Here is a 19,570-nt window from a genome sequence, read left to right as displayed (position 1 = left end):
GCGCGCCGACGCAAGGCGCCAGGTTCACGCCGCGGCGACGTCGAGCCCGATGTCCGCCGCGGGCGCCGACTGGGTGATGCGGCCGACGCTGACATAGGTCACCCCGCTCGCCCCGATCGCGCCGATCGTCTCGAGCGAGACCCCGCCCGACGCCTCGGTCGGCACGCGCCCGTCGACCAGCGCCACCGCCGCGCGCAGCATCGCGGGGGGCATGTTGTCGAGCAGCAGGTGGGTCGCGCCGGCGTCGAGCGCGGGCGCGATCTGGTCGAGCCGGTCGACCTCGACGATGATGTCGGCGATCCCCGCGGCGCGGGCGAGCGCGGCGGCGGGGCCGACCCCGCCGGCGACCGCGACGTGATTGTCCTTGATCATCGCCGCGTCCCACAGGCCCATGCGGTGGTTGCGCGCGCCGCCGGTGCGGGTGGCGTATTTCTCGAGCCGGCGCAGCCCCGGCAGCGTCTTGCGCGTGTCGAGCAGCGTCGCGCCGGTGCCCTCCAGCGCCGCGACATAGGCGCCGGTCAGCGTCGCGATCCCCGACAGATGCTGGATCGTGTTGAGCGCCGAGCGCTCCGCGGTGAGCACCGCGCGCGCCGCGCCGGTGACGCGCAGCAGCTTGCCACCGGGAGGGACCCGGTCGCCGTCGCGCACCAGCGGCTCGATCGTGGCCTCGGGATCGAGCCGGCGGAAAAAGGCGGCGGCGAGCGCCACGCCGCAGGCGATGATGGCGTCGCGGCTGTCCATCACCGCCGCGAAACGCGCCGCGGCCGGGATCACCGCGGCGGAGGTGATGTCCCCGATCCCGCCCAGGTCCTCGGCCAGCGTCGAGTCGACGAAGAGGTCGGTATCGAAGCCCTCCAGCACGAAGCTCATGGCAGCACCTCGCCGGGCGCCACGCCCCACAGCCGCTCGGTCTGCACGAACCCGGCCTGGCCGTGGACATCGAAGCGGCACCAGCCGTTGCCGCACTGGCTCAGCCGCCCCACCACCCCCGGCTGCGCGCGCCACAGCACGTGCGGGCCGCCGGGGCGGTCGCGCAGCTCGGCGGGCTCGCCGCCGGTGACGATCGCGGTGCGGGTGTGACTCACCAGCGTGCCGAGCATCCAGCCCTGCGTGCCACCCGGATCCTCGACCTTGCGCCATTCCTTGAACACCGCGACGACGCGCACCGGCAGGTCGGCGCGGACGTAGACCCAGCTCGACGGGAAGGTGCGCCCCGGCCCGGTCCGCATCCGCGCGCGCGACGGGCTGAGCGAGGCGTAATAGGGCGGCTCGCGCAGGTCGGGCGCGGCGTCCGCCGCCGCACCGCACGCCGTCGCCGCCATCACCGCCGCCATCGCGGCGCGCCGCCCCGCTGAGATCCCGCTGTCCACGCGCCAGTCTGTAAGAGGCGCACGGCGCGCCAGCAACCGCTTACCGTTGACGCCCGCGCGGGGCTGCGCCAATCCGGGCGCATGGCCGACCCGCGACGCTGCGCCCATCCCAAGGTGACCGTCACGCGCGAGCTGCCCGAGGTCGTCATGCGGCGGCTCGAGCAACTGTTCGACACCAGCAACAACCGCGGCGACCGCCCGCTCTCGCGCGACGCGCTCGCCGCCGCCATGGCCGACAGCGACGTGCTCGTCCCCGCCGTCACCGACACGATCGACGCGGCGCTGATCGCCGGCGCCGGCGAGCGGCTCCGCCTGATCGCCAATTTCGGCGCGGGGGTGAACCACATCGACCTGCGCGCCGCGCGCGCGCGCGGCATCATCGTCACCAACACCCCCGGCGTGCTCACCGAGGACACCGCCGACCTCGTGATGGCGCTGATCGTCTCGGTGCCGCGCCGCCTCGCCGAGGGCGAGAAGCTGGTACGCTCGGGCGAGTGGACCGGCTGGAGCCCGGGCGGGATGCTGGGCTATCGCATCGGCGGCAAGGCGCTCGGCATCGTCGGCATGGGGCGGATCGGCCAGGCGGTGGCCCGGCGCGCGCGCGCCTTCGGTCTCTCGATCCACTACCACAACCGCCATCGCCTGCCCGCGGCAGTCGAGCGCGAGCTCGGCGCGCTCTGGCATGCCGAGCTCGATGACCTCCTCGGCGCGGTCGACGTGCTGACGATCCACACCCCGCTCAACGCCGACAGCCGCGACCTCATCGACCGGCGAAGGCTGGCACTGCTGCGCCCGCACGTCTTCGTCATCAACGCCAGTCGCGGCGGCATCCTCGACGAGGACGCGCTGGTCGACGCGCTCGAGGCCGGGCGGCTCGCCGGCGCCGGGCTCGACGTATGGCGGCACGAGCCCGAGATCGACCCGCGGCTGCTCGCCCTGCGCAACGTCGTCATGACCCCGCACATGGGCTCGGCGACGTACGAGGGCCGCGTCGCCTCGGGCGAGCGCGTCATCGCGAACATCCGCAGCTGGGCAGACGGCCATCGCCCGCCCGATCAGGTGCTCGAGGGCTGGGCCTGAGCCCCCGCCGCGGCGCGCGAATGTTGAGCAAGTTGAGTCGCTCGACGGTTCCGCGCGGCGAGGCTCAACGTTCGCGCGATGTGACGGCTGATCTCGCCTTCCGGTCATAAACCCCTGAAATCACTCGGCTCGTCCGGATGGAAGGTGATGCCTCGCCGGGTCTACCACCGCGCGAATGTTGAGTCATGTTGGACATCTGGCGGAGGAGCGATCGTCACCGCCAGCAGGCGCTCTGGCTAGCAGCCATGAGAAAGATGCGGCGCGCAGCGGTGCGGTCGGCACGATGATCAGAGCCCCTCCCCTTCACGGGAGGGGAAAGGCGCCGAAGGTTGCCCCGCCCGTACGAGATCACCCCCGCGTAGGACAGCCCCGCGAACGCTCAGCGCCCGAACGCGGCGCGATACACCCGCGCTACCTTGGGCAGGTGCCCGTCGGTGAGCTTCGCGTTGATGCCGCCGTCGGAGCGGTTCCAGTAATTGTGGTGCGACAGGCGCGATCCCTGCGCGCCGATCCAGGCAGCGAGCAGCTGCGCGAACACCACCGCGCGGTCGTCGTCGACACCCCATTCCGACAGGCCGATCAGCTTGCCGTGACGCGCGCCGAAGCTCGACAGCCAGGCCAGGCCGAACGGCTGCGACAGGCGATAGCCGAAGATCGAGCGCCCGCCGTCGCGCAGGTTCTGGTCGTCGTACTGGCCCTGGTAGTAGAGGTCGAGGCTCACGACATCGACCACGTCGTCGCCGGGATAGCATTGCTCTGGGTTGATCCCGCCCTCGCCGATGTTCGGGCACCAGTCGAAGTAGAAGCGGCGCGATACCTGGCGGAAGACGCCGGCGATGCGACGCCACGCCGCGACGTAGAGCCGCGCCGCCCAGCGCCCGCCGGCGTCGCGCGCGGCGAGCGACTGCGAGGGGAGGTTGAACTCCCACGGCAGGCGGACGTAGATGCGGCTGTCGCCGCGCGGGTAAGCGGCGACGATCGCGGCGGCGACCCGGCGGTAGAGGTCGTCGCGCTGGCCCGCGGCGACGCTGTCATAGCCACCCGGGCCGCCGACCGGCACCGACCACTGCACCCGCCGCCCCTGCGCCAGCACCTGGCGACCGACGCCGGCGATGAAGTCGATCGACTGGTCGAACTGCTCCCAGCTGTCCTGGTTGAAGTAGAGCAGGTCGTGATCCTGCGGGCGGCCGAGCCACTGCGCCCATTGCCGCATCGCGGCGGGGTCGTTGCCCGTGATCGCGCCGATCTGGCGCGTCGGGATGCCGTCCTGGCGCAGGCCGGTCACCTCGACGGCCTGGCCGCGGCAGGCCACCAGCGCGGTGGCCGCCGCGCCCGCCCCGAGCCGCAGCGCGTCGCGTCGGCTGGCCTGACGCGGCTGATCGTTGTCGAACATCATCTTCCTCCTCGAACCCCGGCGCTCGCATAGGAGTTGCTGCGACTGCGAGATAGCCGGGCGGGAGCCCGCGCCCGCTCCGCTCGCGCCGCGTCGACCACCGTTCACCGGCTTCCGTGCCTTGGCTGCGACGAACCGCGACGATCGTCGCGTTCCCTCGCCGCCGCCCGCGTCGGCGGCGCCGCTAAGCCATTGTTATTTGCGGATCAGCCCGCGACGGCCGGGAGCGACCGCGCCGCCGCGGCGTTGAGCGCGGCGGAGGTGTGCATGACCGAGGAAGACGAACACTGGATGCGCGAGGCGATCGCGGTGGCGCGCTCGAAGGGATCGGACCCGTCCACCTCGCCGCTCGGCTCGGTGATCGTGCTCGACGGCAAGGTACTGGCGGCCGAGCGCAACCAGACCCACGAACTGCCCGACGCCACCGCGCACGCCGAGATGATGGCGATCCGCCGCGCCTGCGAGAACAGCGGCGAGCTCGAGCTGCGCGGCGCGACGCTCTACTCCACGCTGCAGCCGTGCGGCATGTGCACCATGGCCTCGATCTGGTCGAAGGTCGGGCGGGTTGTCTACGGCGCGGGGCGCGAGGACGTCCACGCGATGTACTGGGAGGCGCAGCACGTCGACACCCTGTCGTTCATCGCCGATGCCTATCGCGACGACATCGTGATCGAGGGCGGCTGCCTGCGCGAGGAATGCGCGTCGCTCTACTACCCGCCCGACGCCGAGCTGCCGGAGGAGGAGCAGGCGAACCTCTAGCTGCCGTGTTCCTGCGCGGGCAGGAAGCCAGGGCCCCGAGTGGCGCGTGGGATCTTAGGTTCCCGCGTATGGGCGGGAGCGCATCCCTCCCCTCCCGCCGCCGCGTAGACGCGAGCCGCGCGGTGCGTATGCCCGGGGTCGTGATCGCAGCACCGGCACGTCTGCGACGACCCCGCTCGGGCCGGCCTACCCCATCGCCGCCGCGTCCGCGCCGCGATAGCGCTCCACCATCGCGCGCACCTCGACCCGCGCGCCGAGCCGGGCGCACAGCAGCGCGGTGCCGCTCACCTTGCGCTGGACGAACAGCGTGTCGACCGGCGGCAGGTGCCACGTCGAGCGGTCGCGCGCCACCGCGGTGGCCTCCTCGCGGATCACGCCGACGAAGCGGCGGTCGCCGAAGTCGAACAGGCCGGGCCGGCCGAGCTCGGTCAGGATCACGTCGATCATGCGGTCGACCGCCGCGCCGTGGCGCTGCACCGCCGCGCTGCCCAGGAATCCAGCGGCGAGCGCCGCCTCGCGCACGCGCGCGCGGTCGCCGTCGAGCCCCGCCATCAGCAGCCGGTGATAGCCCGCGCGGGTCTCCGCACGGACGGGGCGCGCCGCGCCGAAGTCGAGCAGCACCAGTCGTCCGGTTTCCGCCTGCCAGCGATAGTTGGCGAAGTTCGGGTCGGTCTGCATCACGCCCCAGTCGAACAGCTCGCGCAGCACCAGCCGCACCAGCGCCGCGCCGGCGGTGTCGCGCGTCTCCTGCGGCGCCTCGGCGAGCGTCTCGACCGGCGCACCCGCGACGAAGTCCATCGCCAGCACGCGCCCGGTGCTCAGCGCCGGCTCGGCCGCGGGAAGGACATAGGCGGGATCGTCGCCGAGCAGGCCGCGATAGCGCTCGAGCATGGCCAGCTCGCGCGCGTAATCGGCCTCCTCACGCAGCTGGCGCTTGGCCTCCTCCAGCAAAGGGCGCAGGTCGAGCTCGCGCGGCAGCAGCCCGGTGACGCGCAGCAGCGTCGCGACATTGTCGACGTCGGCGTCGATGCTCTCCGCCACGCCGGGATATTGCACCTTGATCGCGAGCACGCGCCCGTCGCGCAGCTCGGCGCGATGGACCTGACCGATCGAGGCCGCCGCGATCGGGTGCGCCTGGAAGTGGCGAAAGCGCTTTCGCCACCCCTCGCCCCATTGCTGCGCCAGCACGCGGTCGAGCTGCGCCGGCGGCATGTGATGCGCATTCTCGCGCAGCCGCGCCAGGATCGCGGTGAGCTCGGGCGGCAGCACGTCGCCCGCGTCCATCGAGATCATCTGCCCCAGCTTCATCGCCGCGCCGCGCAACTGCGAGAGCTGGTCGGCGACGCGCGCGGCATTGGCGGGGGTGAGCAGCAGCTCGTTCATGCGCGGCCGCTCGCCCGTGGCCAGCCGTCGCGCGCCCTCGGCGATCACCCCGCCGGCGACGCCGCCCGCGAGCTTGCCGAAACCGCCCAGCCGCGACCATCGTCCGCTCGGCACCGCCCGCCCGCGCTCGTCCACCATCCGCTCACTCCTTCGCGCGCGTGCAACGGCCGGGCGCGGCATTCGGGTGCACGCGGCCACGCACACCATTGACAACCAAATTGGTTTATCCGTCTAATCAGAACCATAGCCGGGTGGCAGCGGATCACACGGCGCGTGGGAGACGGACGATGCGGCGGGCGACGACATGGGCGGGTGCGGTGGCGCTCGCGGCGCTGACAGCGAGCGGCGGCTTCGGCCAGCAGGCGAGCCGCTCCGGCGTCGACCTCGCCGACCCGCGCGTCGGCACCGCGCCGCTCGACCGCCCCGAGCTGATCGGCAACGCGCCGCCGCCGGGCGAGCCGACCTATTCGGGCATCACTTCGCCCGGCGCGCGGCTGCCGCACAGCGCGGTCGAGGCGGCGCCGGTCAACGTCAACGTGCCGCTCAGCTATCCCACCGGCGTCGCGACGCCCTATTATTACAGCAACCCGACGATGATCGGCTTCACCGCGGGCGGCGGGCCGACCTATGGCGGGCGCGCGCAGCCCTTCGTCATGCCCGTGGTGGGTGACTGGACCGTGCCGCCGGCCTCGACCCAGGCCTATTACGACAAGACGAAGGAAGTGGCGTCGCCGGGCTATTACGCCGTCGACCTCACCAGCATCGGCGTCAGGGCCGAGCTGACCGCGAGCCGCGCCACCGGGCTGATGCGCTTCACCTTCCCCGCGACCGAACGAGCGCACCTGATCCTCAACCTCAACCGCCGCGGCGGCGCGATCGAGGTGGTCAACGACCGGACCGTGCGCGGCGCCGCCACCGCCGACGACGATCACGACGCGCGCGACGGCCGCTATTTCGTCGCGGTCTTCTCCAAGCCGTTCAAGCGCTTCGGCACGTTCCGCAAGTCACCTGGCGGGGGTCAGGGCTATGGCATCGGGGGCGCGGACGTGATGCCCGACGCGCGCGCGATCGAGGGCGGGTTCGCCGGCGCCTACGCCGACTTCACCACGCGCGCGGGCGAGCAGGTGCTCGTCAAGATCGCGCACGGCGCGAGCTACGCCGACGCCGAGGCGCGGCTGCGCGTGGAGAGCCCGGGCTGGGACTTCGACGGCATGCGCCGCGCGGCGCGCGCGGCCTGGTCGGGGCTGCTCGACCGCGTGCAGGTGAGCGGCGGCAGCGAGAAGCAGCGGCGGCTGTTCTACTCCACCTTGTTCCAGTCCTTCGCCAGCCCGCGACTGATCGCGCGCAAGGGCGAGCGCTTCGCCGACAGCAACGGCACGGTGCAGACCGCGACGCACGACCGCTACGGCCCGGTGCCGTTCTGGGATACCGGGCGCAACCAGATCGTGCTGCTCGAGCTGCTCGAGCCCCAGGTCGTGCAGGACATCATGGCGTCCGAGCTCGACATGGCGCGCGAGCGCGGCTTCATGAACACCTCGTTCCACGGCGACAATGCGGTGTTCCTGTATCTCGGCGCGATGCGGCGCGGCATCCCGTTCAACTATGCCGCTGCCTATGAGTTCATGCGCAAGAACGCCACCGACCCCGCCGGGCCGCGCGGCTATCTCGCCGAGTACATGCGCCGCGGCTGGATCTCGGACGAGGTGCCCGCGGGCAACCCGAGCCCGCCCTATGCGGGCGGCAAGGCCGGCGCGGCGACCACGCTCGAATATGCCTGGGACGATCACGCCATGGCCGAGCTGGCCGAGCGGCTCGGCCGCCGCGACGATGCCGCCATGTTCCGCCGCCGCGCCGCCAACTGGCGCAACGTGTTCGACAAGCGCACCGGCTTCGTCCGCGGTCGTACGGAGGACGGCAAGTGGATCGCGCCGTTCGACCCGCAGGAGCCTTATTACAACTTCATGATGAAGGAGGCGTCGGGCTGGTCGACGCTGTGGCTGGTGCCGCACGACGTCGGCGGGCTCGCCGGCGCGCTCGGCGGGCGTGCGGCGTTCAACGCCAAGCTCGATCGCTTCTTCGCCACCCCCTACACGCCCAGGGGGATCTGTCGCGACTGCACCGGGATGGTCGGCCAGTACGTCCAGGGCAACCAGCCCGACCAGCACGCGCCCTTCCTCTACGCCTGGGGCGGCCAGCCGTGGAAGACGCAGGCGCTGACGCGCCGCATCCTCGACACGCTCTACGGCAGCGACGCCTCGGGCTTCGGCTATCCCGGGATGGACGACCAGGGCGCGACCTCGTCGTGGTACGCGCTGACCGCGCTGGGCTTCTACCCGGTCGATCCGTCGAGCGACGTCTATATGCTCGCGAGCCCGGTGTTCGACCGCGCCGCGGTGACGCTCGGCAACGGCAAGGTGCTGGAGATCGTGGCGAAGAACAACGGCGCGGCGAACCCGTACATCCAGTCGGCGACGCTCAACGGCCGCCCCTGGACCAAGGCGTGGTTCCGCCACGACGACGTGAAGCTTGGCGCGCGGCTCGAGCTGGTCATGGGGCCGACCCCCAACAAGGCGTGGGGGAGCGCGCTCTCCGACGCGCCGCCGACGCTGACGCCGATGCCGCGGTAGGTGCGGAGCGAAGCGGCGAGTCGGTGCTGGTCCCGGGAGGGTGACGACGGTGGTAGTCGGAACGCCGCGCCTCCCCGCCGCCACCCCGGCGGACGCCGGGGTCCAGTCGGGGACGCGCGCGGCTCCTGCGAGGATCTTCGCACCTGGACCCCGGCGTGCGCCGGGGCGGTGCGTTTGGGGCACCCCCCGTGTTCCTGCGAACGCAGGAACCCAGGGCCACGAAGGGCGACGCTTGCCACCCTGGACTCCTGCGTGCGGAGGAGCACGACACGGCCACGAGCGGGGCAATCGACCGCCACCAGCCTGTTCCCCGGCGAAGGCCGGGGCCCAGTTGCGTAACGGCGGGGACTCTCACGCCGACCTACCCACCTGGGCCCCGGCCTGCGCCGGGGCACGCCGTCAGCGAGGAGGCCTGACGCTCACCCGCGCGCCATGCGCCCGAACGACGGCGGCCGGTCCGCCGGCGCGGTGCCGAAGCGCGACGGCGCGGCGCCCATGGTGAACTCGAGCGTGCCGCCCTTCACCAGGTCGCGGTGCGCGATCCAGTTGCGCGTCCACGGCTTCCCGTTCCAGCGCACCGACTGGACATAGGGCCGGTCGGGCGCGTTGCCGATCGCGCGCACGCGCAGCCGGCGCCCGCCGCCCAGGTCCAGCTCGGCCGCGTCGAACAGCGGCGATCCGAACACATACACCGCGCTGACCGGATCGACGGGATAGAAGCCGAGCGAGCTCAGCACGAACCAGGCGCTGGTCTGGCCGCAATCGTCGTTGCCGATCACGCCGTCGGTATCGGCCTTGTACATCTCGTCGCACAGCCGCCGCACCATCGCCTGGGTCTTCCACGGCGCGCCCGCGAAGGCGTAGAGATAGGCGACGTGCTGGTCGGGCTCGTTGCCGTGCGCATACTGGCCGACCAGCCCCGAGATATCGGGCGGCGCGTTCTTGGGCAGCGTCGAGGGCGCACTGAACAGCGCGTCGAGCTTGGCGATGAACTTGGCGTCGCCGCCGAAATGCTCGATCATCCCGTAGCTGTCGTGCTGGTTGAGGAAGGTCGCCTGCCAGCCGTTGGCCTCGGTATAGTCGCGCTGCTTCTCGGGCGCGTGGCCGAGCTGGATCGGGTCATAGTCCTTCCACCAGCTGCCGTCGGCGAAGCGCGGGCGCGCGAAGCCGATCGACGGGTCGATCACGTTGCGCCAGTTGCGCGCGCGCCGGCGCAGCGCGGCGGCGTCGGCGGTGGCGCCCGCGGCCTCGGCGATCACCGCCGCGGCCCAGTCGTCATAGGCATATTCCTGCGTGCGGCTGACCGACTCCCACGTCTTGTCCGCCGGCACGAAGCCGAGATCCATGTACCAGCCGCGCCCGAGCGAGCTGTCCGAATCCTTGAAGTCGCGGTCGAACGCGCGGCGCCGCAGGTTGGGCCAGGCGGCGGCGTAATCGGCCTTGATCCCCTTGGCGCACGCCTCCGCCATCACCGACACCGCGTGCCAGCCGATCATCGTGCCCGTCTCGACCCCCTGGAGCGGCCAGACCGGCGGCCCGTACGGGCTCTCGACCGTCTGCCGGACGAGGTCGCGCGTCAGCAGCCCCGCCTGCTCGGGCTTCACCAGCGTCAGCAAAGGGTGGAGCGCGCGATACGTGTCCCACAGCGAATAGGCGCTGTACGCCGCCTCGCCCGCGGGGACGCTATGGACCTGGCGGTCGAGCCCGACGTAGCGGCCGTCGCGGTCGGTGAAGAGCGTCGGCCCGACGAGGCAATGGTACAGCCCGCTCGCCATGATCGTGCGCTCGGCCGGGGTGGCGCCCGCCACCTTGATCGAGTCGAGCTCGCGCGCCCAGCGCCGCCGCGCCGCAGTGGCGGTGGCGTCGAAGTCCCAGCCGGGCGCCTCCTCGGCCAGCGCCTGCCTGGCGCCGGCGACGTCGACCGCGGAGATGCCGGTCTTGATCAGGATCGGGGCGCCGCCCGCCTGGTCGTAGAACAGCGCGACCTTGAGCTTGGCACCGGCGGCCGCGCGCGCGCCGGCGGGCAGCGGCCGGTCGTCGTCGCCGTAGAACTGGACCCGGTCGGGCTGGCGCGAGAGCCGCATCGCGAAGTGGATGCGCCGCCCCTTCGCCCAGCGGTGGACGCGGCGGCTGCCGGTGAGCAGCCCGTCGGCATCGAGCTGGAGCGACGCCTCGTCGACCAGTACGCCCTTGTCCCACACGTCGAGGACCATGTGCGCGAAGTCGACGAGGATGTGCGCGGGGCCGTCGGGGAAGCTGTGGCGATGCCAGCCGGTGCGGTCGGTGACGGTCAGCTCGGACAGGACGCCGCTCTCGAGCCGGACGCGATAATAGCCCGGCTCGGCATGCTCGTCGGAGAAGCGCTGGCGATAGCCCTGGTCGGGGTCGCTGAGCGGTCCGGGCTGGAGCTGGACCGGCCCGCGCGTCGGCACCACCAGCACGTCGAGCATGTCGCCGATGCCCGTGCCCGACAGATGCGTGTGGCTGAAGCCCATGATCGACGTGTCGGTGCGGTGGTAGCCCGAGCAGGAGTCCCAGCGCGTGTTGTCGGTGTCGGGGCCGAGCTGGACCATGCCGTGGGGCATGGTCGGCCCGGGGAAGGTGTGGCCGTGGCCGCCGGTGCCGATGAACAGGTCGGGCGCGGCGGCGGCGGGCGCCACGCCGCCCTGCGCGCGCGCGGCGGCGGGGAGCGCGCCGGCCAGGCCGAGCGCGGCGGCGGAGGCGAGCGCCTCGCGGCGGGTGGTGGTCATCTCGGGTCCTTCGTCAGATCGGTCGGAGCGGCGCGGTTCCGCGCGACGGCCTCATGCGGGCTCATCCGCCGCTGTGCGCCCCGCCGGGCGCACTCATGGAGAAGGGACGGTCCGCCGTGGCGGTGCCCCATCGCTTGTTCGGCGTCGGCCCCATCACGAAGCGCAGCGTGCCGCCGGCCTGGAGCGCCTCGCGCGACAGCCACGGCCTGGCGTAGGGCGTGCCGTTGAGCGTCGCCGACTGGATGTAGACGTTGTCGCGGCTGTTGTTCTCGGCCTCGATCGTTAGCACCTTGCCGCCGGGCATGGTGACGCTGGTGCGGCGGAACAGCGGGCTGCCGATGGCATATTGCCCCACCGTCGGCGTGACGGGATAGAAGCCGAGCGCGGAGAAGACGTACCAGGCCGAGGTCTGGCCGTTGTCCTCGTCGCCGGGATAGCCGTCGGGCGCGGCGGAGTAGAGTTTCCGCATCACCTCGCGCGCGTGATACTGCGCCTTCCACGGCGCGCCGGCCCAGTCGTACAGGTAGATCATGTGCTGGATCGGCTGGTTGCCGTGCGCGTACTGGCCCATGTCGACGATCTGCATCTCGCGGATCTCGTGGATCACCTGCCCGTAATAGCTGTCGTCGAAGATCGGCGGGGTCGAGAACACCGAATCGAGCCGCGCCACGAACTTCTGGTCGCCGCCCATCAGGTCGATCAGGCCCTGCACGTCCTGCATCACCGACCAGCTGTAGTGGACCGAGTTGCCCTCGGTGAAGGCGTCGCCCCATTTGTACGGGCTGAACGCGGCCGACCAGCTGCCGTCCCTGTTGCGGCCGCGCATCCAGCCGCTCTGCGGGTCGAACAGCTTGCGGTAGTTCTGCGCGTGCTCGGCGTATTTCCTCGCGTCGTCGGTCTTGCCGAGCGCCGCCGCCATGCGCGACAGCGAGAAGTCGGCGGTGGCATATTCGAGCGTGCGCGCGGCATTCTCGTTGATGCCGACGTCATAGGGGACGTAGCCGAGCTGGTTGTAGAGCTCGACGCCCTCGCGCCCCACGGCGCTGAGCACCTTGCCGCTCTTGTCGCGCGGCCGCCCCTCGGAGGTGGTCGCGTTCTTGACCATCGCCTCGTAGAGCGTGTTCGCGTCGAAGCCGCGGACGCCGTGGAGATAGGCGTCGGCGATCAGATTGGCCGAGTTCGACCCGATCATCACGCTGCGGTGCCCGGGGCTGGCCCATTCCGGCAGCCAGCCCGATTCCTTGTAGGTGTTGACCAGCCCCTGCATGATCTCGCCGTCGCGCTCGGGATACATCAGCGCGAAGAAGGGGAAGACCGCGCGCCACGTGTCCCAGAAGCCGTTGTCGGTGTAGAGCGGACCGTCGTGGACCTTGCCGTCGTACGGGCTGTAGTGGATCAGCCGGCCGTCCGCGCCGCGCTCGTGGAACTCGCGCGGGAACTGCAGCATGCGCCACAGCGCCGAGTAGAAGGTGCGGCGGTTGTCGAGATCGGGGTCGTCGACCTTGATGCGGTCGAGCTCGGCCGACCAGGCGGCGCGCGCCTTGGCCCTGGTCTGGTCGAACGTGTCGCGGCCGATCTCGCCGTCGAGGTTGCGCTGCGCCTGCTCGGCGCTGATGAACGACGAGGCGACGCGCGCGCCGACCTGCTCGCCCTTCTTGGTCGCGAAGCTGATCACCGCGCCGACGTGATCGCCCTCGGCGCGGCGGCCCGCGGTCAGCGTGCCTTGGCCGTCGAAGGTCTGGCTGACGGTGAAGGGCTTGTCGAACTCGACCACGAACCAGTTTCGGAAGTTCGCCGGCACGCCGCCGTGGTTGTTGCTGACATAGCCGGTGATGCGGCGCCGCGCCGGGTCGACCGAGACCATCGAGCCGCCGGCATAGCCGTCGAGCAGGACGTGCGCGTCCTTGGTCTCGGGGAAGGTAAAGCGGAAGTGCGCGGCCCGCGCGGTCGGCACGATCTCGGTGGTGACGTCATAGTCGGCGAGATAGACCTTGTAGCCCCAGGCGCGGCTCTCCTCCGCCTTGTGGCTGAACCAGGAGGCACGCTCCTCCTCCTTCGCCTTCACCGCCCCGGTCATCGGCAGCAGCGCGAAGGCGGCATAGTCGTTCATCCACGGGCTCGGCTGGTGCGTCTGCTTGAACCCGTTGATCTTGTGGGCGCTGTACGTGTAGCCCCAGCCGTTCCCCATCTTGCCGGTGACGGGCGTCCAGGCGTTCATCCCGAACGGCACCGCGATCGCGGGATAGGTGTTGCCGTAGGACAGCTCGTAGCTGCTGTCCGTCCCCATCAGCGGGTTGACGAGGTCGACCGACGCCGGCGGCGCGTCCTGCGCCACCGTCGCCGCGGGGGAGAGGATCATGGCGGAGGCGCACAGCGCCGCGATGATGCCCCGGCGCTGCGCGCTTGCCATGTTCACTCTCCCTGAGACGTCAAATGTGATCAGAACTTGAAGGCGGCGCCGAGATAGACGCGGCGGCCGGCATATTCGTTCGAGACGAAGCGGTCCTTGGTGTCGTTGCCGAGATGGCGGCGCTGCTCCGACTTGGTGAGGTTGATCACCGAGGCGGTGATCTGGACGTTCTGCATCACGTCGAACGCCGCGTTCAGATCGACCTGCTCATAGGGGTCGTCATAGGCGTTGATGCCGGACAGCAGCCCGCGCACGACCTCACCGCGCCGGTTGTATGAGGCACGCAGCAGCACAGGGCCGTGCTCGTAGAACACGGAGGCATTCAGCTGCGTCTTGGCGCTGTTGACCAACTCCGACGTGCCGAGCTTGACGCCGTTGAGCGAGACATCGGCGGTCGACGTGTCGTTATACGTGAAGTTCACCTGAGCGCCGAGGCCGAAATCAAGCGTGTGCTGCGCATAGACCTCGACGCCCTGCGACACCGCGCTCGAACCGTTTGCCTGAGTCGAATATTGCTGCACCGTCACGGTCTCGCCCGCGACCTCCTGCGGGAGATCGATCACGACGGGCACGACGAAGTCCTTCACGTCCTTACGGAACAGCGTGAAACCGACGACCGAGCCGGGATGGAAATACCATTCCGCGCCGGCGTCATACTGCCAGGCATTGAACGGCTTCAGGTTGAAGTTACCGCCGCTGCCGAACCAGCCCGGCAATGCGCCAAACTCCGCGCGATCGAAGGTGAAAGCGTCCGAATTGAAGGTCAGCGACCGCGCCGCGGCGAGATCATTGTAGCCTGGGCGGCTGATCACCTTGGACGCTGCCGCGCGGAGCAGCAGGTTGGGGATCACCTCCCAGGAAATGTTGAAGCTGGGCAGGAAATCGGTGTAGCTCTTCGTCTCCGAATTCTGACTGAAGACACGCAGCTGCCGTTGATTCTCGGGAATGACGTCGCAATTGCCATCCGCACCGACGGGCTTGTTCGGATCGAAGGCGCCGCCGGGGCCGTTCCGGCAATATTCGTTCTCATAGATCAATGCGTCGGTCGAAACGCCGCTCTGCTTCGTATTTACGACGCGGAGGCCGATGTTGCCTCGTACCGTCTCGGTCTTGAAGTTCGCTTGCGCGTAACCTGCCCAGATCTTCTCTTCGATGTCGTAGACGTTCTGCGGCTCCGGAACGCGCACCGGACCGCTATACGTTCGGTTCAGGTAATCGATGTAGTTGGCGATGTTGATCGCGGGGAAAGCACTCGTCTCGAAACCGCCGGCGATGTTGCCGAGAGAGTTGGGATAGAAGATCTCGGGGAGCGCGAGCGCCCCGCCGGCCGTGTCCTGGAAGCGCAGCGTATTGGCGGCGTCAGAATACCATTCGAAGCGGCCGGTCTCACGATGAACCCGACCGTCACGCCACTTGGCACCCGCCTGGATCGAGGCGAGGAAGGGCGAGTCGAAGCTGCGGGTCACGTCGACTTGCGCGTAACGCTGCGAGATCGAGCTGTTGGTGAAGCCCGATCCGGTCGATCCGAGATCGATCTGCGCCACGCCGTTGAGCATGTTCTGGATGATGTCGGGCGAGAAGTTCATAGCGATCGACTGCTTGGTGTAGTTCCACGCGCTCAGGCTGTTGCCATTGACGGTGCCATTGCGCGGCTTGGCCTGAGCATAGAACTGGAACGATGGACCACCCGTCGCGCGCGTCTTGCCGAAGACGACATCGACGTTGAGGTGATCGACGTTCCATTTTGCATGAACGTCATAGGTGTTCGACACGCTGCGCTCGCGCACCAGCGTGTCCTGCGGCGCAGGAGTCTCCATGGTGCAGGGAGTTCTGTTGTCCTGCGTGACCGCTCGGCAGAGAGTGCCCTCCGGCGGTACCTGGAAGGTCGCGCTCGTCAGGATCGTCCCGCTCTTGTCGAGCGTGCCGCCGGTGAAGAACTTGCCATAGCCCCATTCGGGGATCTTGATCGTGCTGCTGGTATAGTCGCCGTCGAGTTGAAAGCGGAAGTAGTTGGCGGTGATCTCGAGATTGTCGAACGGCTTGGCCTGCATCGTCGCCTGGATGCCGAGGCGCTTGCGCTTCTGGTCCTCGATCGTCTCGCTGACCGACTGCGGCGCCCAATAGCCGTCGAAGGTCTGACCACCCAGCGTCTGCTGCCCGCCGCCGTCACCGTCGTTCCAATAGTCGATCGCCGAATCGTTCGCGTAGGGATTGCCGTTGACGTCGACCGCGGGCGTCTTCGTCCGGTCGTTGGTCCACCAGTGATAGCTGTCGGCGTTGGCGCGGAGCGTGCGGTTGGTGCGCTCCTGGTACGTCGCGCCGACGAGAAAGCCGAGCGTCTTGTTCTCGTTGTGCCACGACAACAGCCCCGAGACGTTCGGCTCGGTCTTCTTCGTCACGTCGGCGTAGGTGCCTTCGGCTGAGACCGTGCCCGACCACGGCTCAAGGTCGAACGGCACGCGCGTGTGGTTAATGATCACGCCGCCGACGCCGCCCTCGTCAAGCCGCGCCTCGGAGGATTTGAACACCTCGACGCTGCCGATCAGCGTCGACGGCAGCAGCAAGTAGTTGAAGGACCGCGACGGATTGTCGCTGTCCGCGCCGGCGATGAAATTGCCGTTGAGCTCGGTCAGCGTCAGGTCGGCGCCGAGGCCGCGGATGCTGACGCGGCTGCCCTCGCCGCCGTCGCGGTCGATGATCACGCCGGGGACGCGCTGGAGCGAGTCGGCGACGTTCTTGTCGGGGAACTTGCCGACGTCCTCCGCGGTGATCACGTCGACGAAGGCGTTGGCCTCGCGCTTGCGGCTGAGGCTCTGCTCGATCGAGCGGCGATAGCCGGTGACGACGATGTCGCCGCCGCCCGCGGCACCCGAGTCAGCGGCGGAGTCGGCGGCGTCGGCCTGGAGCTGGCCGGGGCTGTCGAGCGTGCTGTTGGCGGCGGGCGCGGAGACCTCGCCGGTGTTGCTCGACGGCGCCGGGACGGTCGTCTGGTCGGGCGCCTTGTCGGCCTGCTCGGCCTGCGCGCCGGCGGCGGTCGAGGGGCTGGTCTGCTGCGCCTGCGCGCCGCCGACGATCCCCGCGGCCAGGCTCACGCCTGCCAGCAGCAGCGGCATCCGGCGGCGCAGCGGCGCGCGCGACCGGGCTTGAGTGGTGAAACCTCGCATATCTCCATCCCTCCTCATCGCGGCGGGATTCGTTGCCCCGCCGCGTCCCTCGACCGACCGCCACCCGCGCGCCGCGGCGCGCCGCACCCCTCATGCCGAGCGGTGATCTCGATCATTATCTGACAATAGCAAAAGCAAATTGTCAAATGGAAGGGTTGGGAACGTTCGCGCAAACCTTTGCGAACAGGCTGTTTCAAGCGTGGCCTCAGTCGACCGCCTTCCACAGCGCGCCGGGCTTCGGCAGGAGGAAGTGGCTGAACGGCAGGATCGCCGCGCCCACCGCCGGCGCGTCCTCCGACAGCGCGGCGCGCTCCACCGGCGCCACCGCCGGCGCGTTGGTGACCGCGCCGAGCAGCGCGTTGACCCGCGCCGCCAGCGACTCGACCAGCGTCGCGGGCAGTCGCCCGCCGATCAGCACCGCGGCCGGGTCGATGAGGCAGCTGATCGCGTCGAGCGGGGTGCACAGCCGCCGCGCGGCGCGGTCGAGCCAGGCGTCGACGCTCGCGCGCGCGGCCTCGCTCGCGTCCGGCGCGAGCGCGGCGGCGATGGCGAAACCGTCGCGCGCGAGATGCTCCTGCAGCCCCGAGCGCGAGACGAGTTTCTGCACCTGCTCGCGCGCGCCGTCCTCTCCCGCCGCGAGCATGAAGCCGAGCTCGCCGCTGCGCCCGTGTGCGCCGCGGGCGTAGACGCCGTCGCTCACCACGCCCCCGCCGAGCCCCGAGGAGATCAGGATATAGAAGAAGTTGCTGAGCCGCTGCCCGCGCCCGAGCTGCATCTCGCCGGTCGCCGCCGCGGCGGCGTCATTCTCCACGAACACCGGCAGCGCCAGCGGCTCGGCGAACAGCGCCGGCATATCGACCCGCTCCCACGCGTCATAGGTCGCGGGACGACCGGGCAGGTCGACCGAGCCGAGATCGTCGGGCACCGCCACGCCGAGCCCGACCAATTTGGCCGGATCGACCCCGGCACCGCGCAGCATCGGCTTGATCGAGCGGCGATAGAAGGCGCGCACGTCGTCGGGCAGCGCGAAGTCGACTTCCTCCGACCGCCGCGCCAGCGTCTCGCCGGCGAAATCGACCAGCACGAGCGTGATATGGTCACGATCGACGTTGACGCCGATCGAGTAGCAGGCATCGCGCCTGACCTCGAGCTTGGTCGGCGGCTGGCCGCGCCCGCCGCGACGCTGCCCGGCCTCCTGGATCAGCCCGTCCTGCAGCAGGCGCCGCGTGATGTTGGCGATCGCCGGCCCGGTCAGCCCGGTGATCTGCGCGAGTTCCACTCGGGTCAGCGAGCCGCCGACCCGGATCGCGTGGAGGGTCACCCGCTGGTTGTGATCGGCGGCGCGCTCGAGATTGGTGCCCGACAGGCGCGGCGCTGCCCCGCTCACGCCGTCCGCCCCGTCGCGGTCCGTCCCGTCGCGGATCGTCGCATCCTGTCATCCCCCCTGCTCTGGTACCGCTTCCGTTCACAGCGCCTTTCGCCGCGCATCGCAAGCAGGAACGACCAGCACGACGAATTTGAATTATCCAATTTGATGTTCTAAACCCCCCAGGTTTAGGGATCAACGCGCGGCCTTCACGCGCGACGGTTGAGGGACGGGGGAGAGGGCGATGCGATATCAGGCGGACGGGCCGGCAGCGCGCGCGCCGCTCGCCGGCGTGGAGCTGGGCGGCACCAAATGCGTCGCGACGTTGGCGCATTCGCCCGAGGCGGTGCTCGACCAGGTGACGCTGCCGACGCTCGCCCCGAACGAGACGCTCCCCGCGCTCGCGGCGGTGCTGGCAGGCTGGCGCGAGCGCCACGGCCTCGCCGCGGTCGGCGTCGCCTCGTTCGGACCCGTGTGCCTCGATCGCGCCGCGCCGCGGTACGGCCACGTTCTCGCCACGAACAAGCCCGGCTGGCGCGACGCCGACGTGCTCGGCACGGTCGCGGTTCCGCTCGGTCTGCCGACCGGGTTCGACACCGACGTCAACGGCGCGGCGCTCGCCGAGATGCGCTGGGGTGCGGGCCGTGGGCTCGACGACTTCGCCTATGTCACGGTCGGCACCGGCGTGGGCGTGGGGCTGGTGGTGCACGGCCGGCCGACCCGCGGACTCGGCCACAGCGAGATCGGCCATATCCGCGTGCCGCGGGGACGCGGCGACGATGCGCCCAGCGCCTGCCGCTACCACGACGATTGCGTCGAGGGGCTCGCCTCCGGCAGCGCGCTGCGGCTGCGCCTCGGCGACCGCGACGTCGCGACGGTCGGCCCCGACGACCCGGTGTGGGAGCCGATCGTCGACGCGCTCGCGGCGATGTGCCACGCGCTCGTGGGCAGCACCGGGCCGCTGCGGATCGCGATCGGCGGCGGCATGCCGGTCAAGCAGCCGCACCTGCTGCCGCGGATCGCGGCACGGCTCGAGGCCAGCCTGGCGGGCTACATGGAGCTGCCGCACGACGGCTATATCGTACTGCCCGCGCTGGGTGACCGCGCCGGCCCGCTCGGGGCGATCGCGCTCGCCGCCGATGCGCTCGAGGAAGCGGCCGACGTCGCCGCGCGGATCGAGGCGGAGGCGATGCTGTGAGCCGCGCCGCGCGCCCCCGCCCGGCCGCCCGCCATCGTCTCGCCGCCGGCAGCGCCGCGCTCGCGCTGCT

The 19,570-nt window shown here is 70.5% G+C and carries 12 protein-coding genes; 4 read left to right on the top strand and 8 right to left on the bottom strand.

Features of this window, described 5'->3' with window-relative positions; genetic code table 11:
• Positions 1-24: 24 nt before the first annotated feature.
• Entirely contained in the window at positions 25-870 is an 846-nt protein-coding gene (nadC, locus tag FHY05_RS06085) for a carboxylating nicotinate-nucleotide diphosphorylase (RefSeq protein ID WP_183943467.1), read from the bottom strand.
• On the bottom strand, positions 867-1,322 hold the full coding sequence (locus FHY05_RS06080) for an SH3 domain-containing protein (protein WP_409321618.1): 456 nt from the start codon (positions 1,320-1,322) through the stop codon (positions 867-869). Before FHY05_RS06080 ends, nadC begins: the two co-directional genes overlap by 4 nt.
• Before the next feature lie 129 nt (positions 1,323-1,451).
• Between FHY05_RS06080 and FHY05_RS06075 the strand changes: the two genes are divergently transcribed.
• Positions 1,452-2,450 carry a D-glycerate dehydrogenase gene (locus FHY05_RS06075; RefSeq protein WP_183943466.1) on the top strand — a complete coding sequence of 333 codons (999 nt, stop codon included), beginning with the start codon at positions 1,452-1,454 and terminating at the stop codon, positions 2,448-2,450.
• Between the two features lie 379 nt (positions 2,451-2,829).
• Here the strand turns inward: FHY05_RS06075 and FHY05_RS06070 are convergent, their stop codons facing one another.
• Positions 2,830-3,843: a hypothetical protein gene (locus tag FHY05_RS06070; protein ID WP_183943465.1), complete on the bottom strand. Its 1,014-nt coding sequence runs from the start codon at positions 3,841-3,843 to the stop codon at positions 2,830-2,832.
• A gap of 267 nt (positions 3,844-4,110) precedes the next feature.
• Here FHY05_RS06070 and FHY05_RS06065 point away from each other — a divergent pair, with 267 nt between their 5' ends.
• Positions 4,111-4,602, top strand: a complete 492-nt coding sequence (locus FHY05_RS06065) for a nucleoside deaminase (protein WP_183943464.1) — start codon at positions 4,111-4,113, stop codon at positions 4,600-4,602.
• A 186-nt stretch (positions 4,603-4,788) separates the two neighbouring features.
• Here the strand turns inward: FHY05_RS06065 and FHY05_RS06060 are convergent, their stop codons facing one another.
• On the bottom strand, positions 4,789-6,123 hold the full coding sequence (locus FHY05_RS06060) for an AarF/ABC1/UbiB kinase family protein (protein ID WP_183943463.1): 1,335 nt from the start codon (positions 6,121-6,123) through the stop codon (positions 4,789-4,791).
• Positions 6,124-6,272: 149 nt separating this feature from the next.
• On the opposite strand from FHY05_RS06060, the gene FHY05_RS06055 reads away from it, so the two are divergent.
• The gene (locus FHY05_RS06055; RefSeq protein WP_183943462.1) at positions 6,273-8,612 is read left to right on the top strand and encodes a GH92 family glycosyl hydrolase; all 2,340 of its coding nucleotides are present in this window, start codon (positions 6,273-6,275) and stop codon (positions 8,610-8,612) included.
• 419 nt (positions 8,613-9,031) lie between these two features.
• Here FHY05_RS06055 and FHY05_RS06050 read toward each other — a convergent pair whose 3' ends face one another.
• From FHY05_RS06050 to FHY05_RS06035, 4 genes are all read right to left on the bottom strand, one after another.
• Positions 9,032-11,362 (bottom strand): GH92 family glycosyl hydrolase, encoded by a 2,331-nt coding sequence (locus FHY05_RS06050; protein WP_183943461.1) that lies wholly within the window; start codon positions 11,360-11,362, stop codon positions 9,032-9,034.
• A gap of 61 nt (positions 11,363-11,423) precedes the next feature.
• A complete protein-coding gene (locus FHY05_RS06045; RefSeq protein WP_183943460.1) occupies positions 11,424-13,772 on the bottom strand; it encodes a GH92 family glycosyl hydrolase in 2,349 nt (782 codons plus the stop codon).
• A 29-nt stretch (positions 13,773-13,801) separates the two neighbouring features.
• Positions 13,802-16,936 carry a TonB-dependent receptor gene (locus FHY05_RS06040; RefSeq protein ID WP_183943459.1) on the bottom strand — a complete coding sequence of 1,045 codons (3,135 nt, stop codon included), beginning with the start codon at positions 16,934-16,936 and terminating at the stop codon, positions 13,802-13,804.
• A gap of 205 nt (positions 16,937-17,141) precedes the next feature.
• A complete protein-coding gene (locus FHY05_RS06035) occupies positions 17,142-18,323 on the bottom strand; it encodes an ROK family transcriptional regulator (protein WP_183943458.1) in 1,182 nt (393 codons plus the stop codon).
• Positions 18,324-18,546: 223 nt separating this feature from the next.
• Here FHY05_RS06035 and FHY05_RS06030 point away from each other — a divergent pair, with 223 nt between their 5' ends.
• On the top strand, positions 18,547-19,500 hold the full coding sequence (locus FHY05_RS06030) for an ROK family protein (protein WP_183943457.1): 954 nt from the start codon (positions 18,547-18,549) through the stop codon (positions 19,498-19,500).
• Positions 19,501-19,570: the final 70 nt, after the last annotated feature.

The sequence above is a fragment of the Sphingomonas sp. BK580 genome, from assembly GCF_014194975.1.
Classification (GTDB): Bacteria; Pseudomonadota; Alphaproteobacteria; order Sphingomonadales; family Sphingomonadaceae; genus Sphingomonas.
Note: the sequence above shows the minus strand (reverse complement) of the source record. Positions and strands in the feature narration are given on the sequence as shown.

Bases quoted from the DNA above. Each gene is read 5' to 3' on its own strand.
- FHY05_RS06060 (WP_183943463.1), bottom strand. From the start codon at position 6,123: ATGGTGGACGAGCGCGGGCGGGCGGTGCCGAGCGGACGATGGTCGCGG.
- FHY05_RS06030 (WP_183943457.1), top strand. From the start codon at position 18,547: ATGCGATATCAGGCGGACGGGCCGGCAGCGCGCGCGCCGCTCGCCGGC.
- FHY05_RS06070 (WP_183943465.1), bottom strand. From the start codon at position 3,843: ATGTTCGACAACGATCAGCCGCGTCAGGCCAGCCGACGCGACGCGCTG.
- FHY05_RS06050 (WP_183943461.1), bottom strand. From the start codon at position 11,362: ATGACCACCACCCGCCGCGAGGCGCTCGCCTCCGCCGCCGCGCTCGGC.
- nadC (WP_183943467.1), bottom strand. From the start codon at position 870: ATGAGCTTCGTGCTGGAGGGCTTCGATACCGACCTCTTCGTCGACTCG.
- FHY05_RS06075 (WP_183943466.1), top strand. From the start codon at position 1,452: ATGGCCGACCCGCGACGCTGCGCCCATCCCAAGGTGACCGTCACGCGC.
- FHY05_RS06080 (WP_409321618.1), bottom strand. From the start codon at position 1,322: ATGGCGGCGACGGCGTGCGGTGCGGCGGCGGACGCCGCGCCCGACCTG.
- FHY05_RS06065 (WP_183943464.1), top strand. From the start codon at position 4,111: ATGACCGAGGAAGACGAACACTGGATGCGCGAGGCGATCGCGGTGGCG.
- FHY05_RS06045 (WP_183943460.1), bottom strand. From the start codon at position 13,772: ATGGCAAGCGCGCAGCGCCGGGGCATCATCGCGGCGCTGTGCGCCTCC.
- FHY05_RS06040 (WP_183943459.1), bottom strand. From the start codon at position 16,936: ATGCGAGGTTTCACCACTCAAGCCCGGTCGCGCGCGCCGCTGCGCCGC.
- FHY05_RS06055 (WP_183943462.1), top strand. From the start codon at position 6,273: ATGCGGCGGGCGACGACATGGGCGGGTGCGGTGGCGCTCGCGGCGCTG.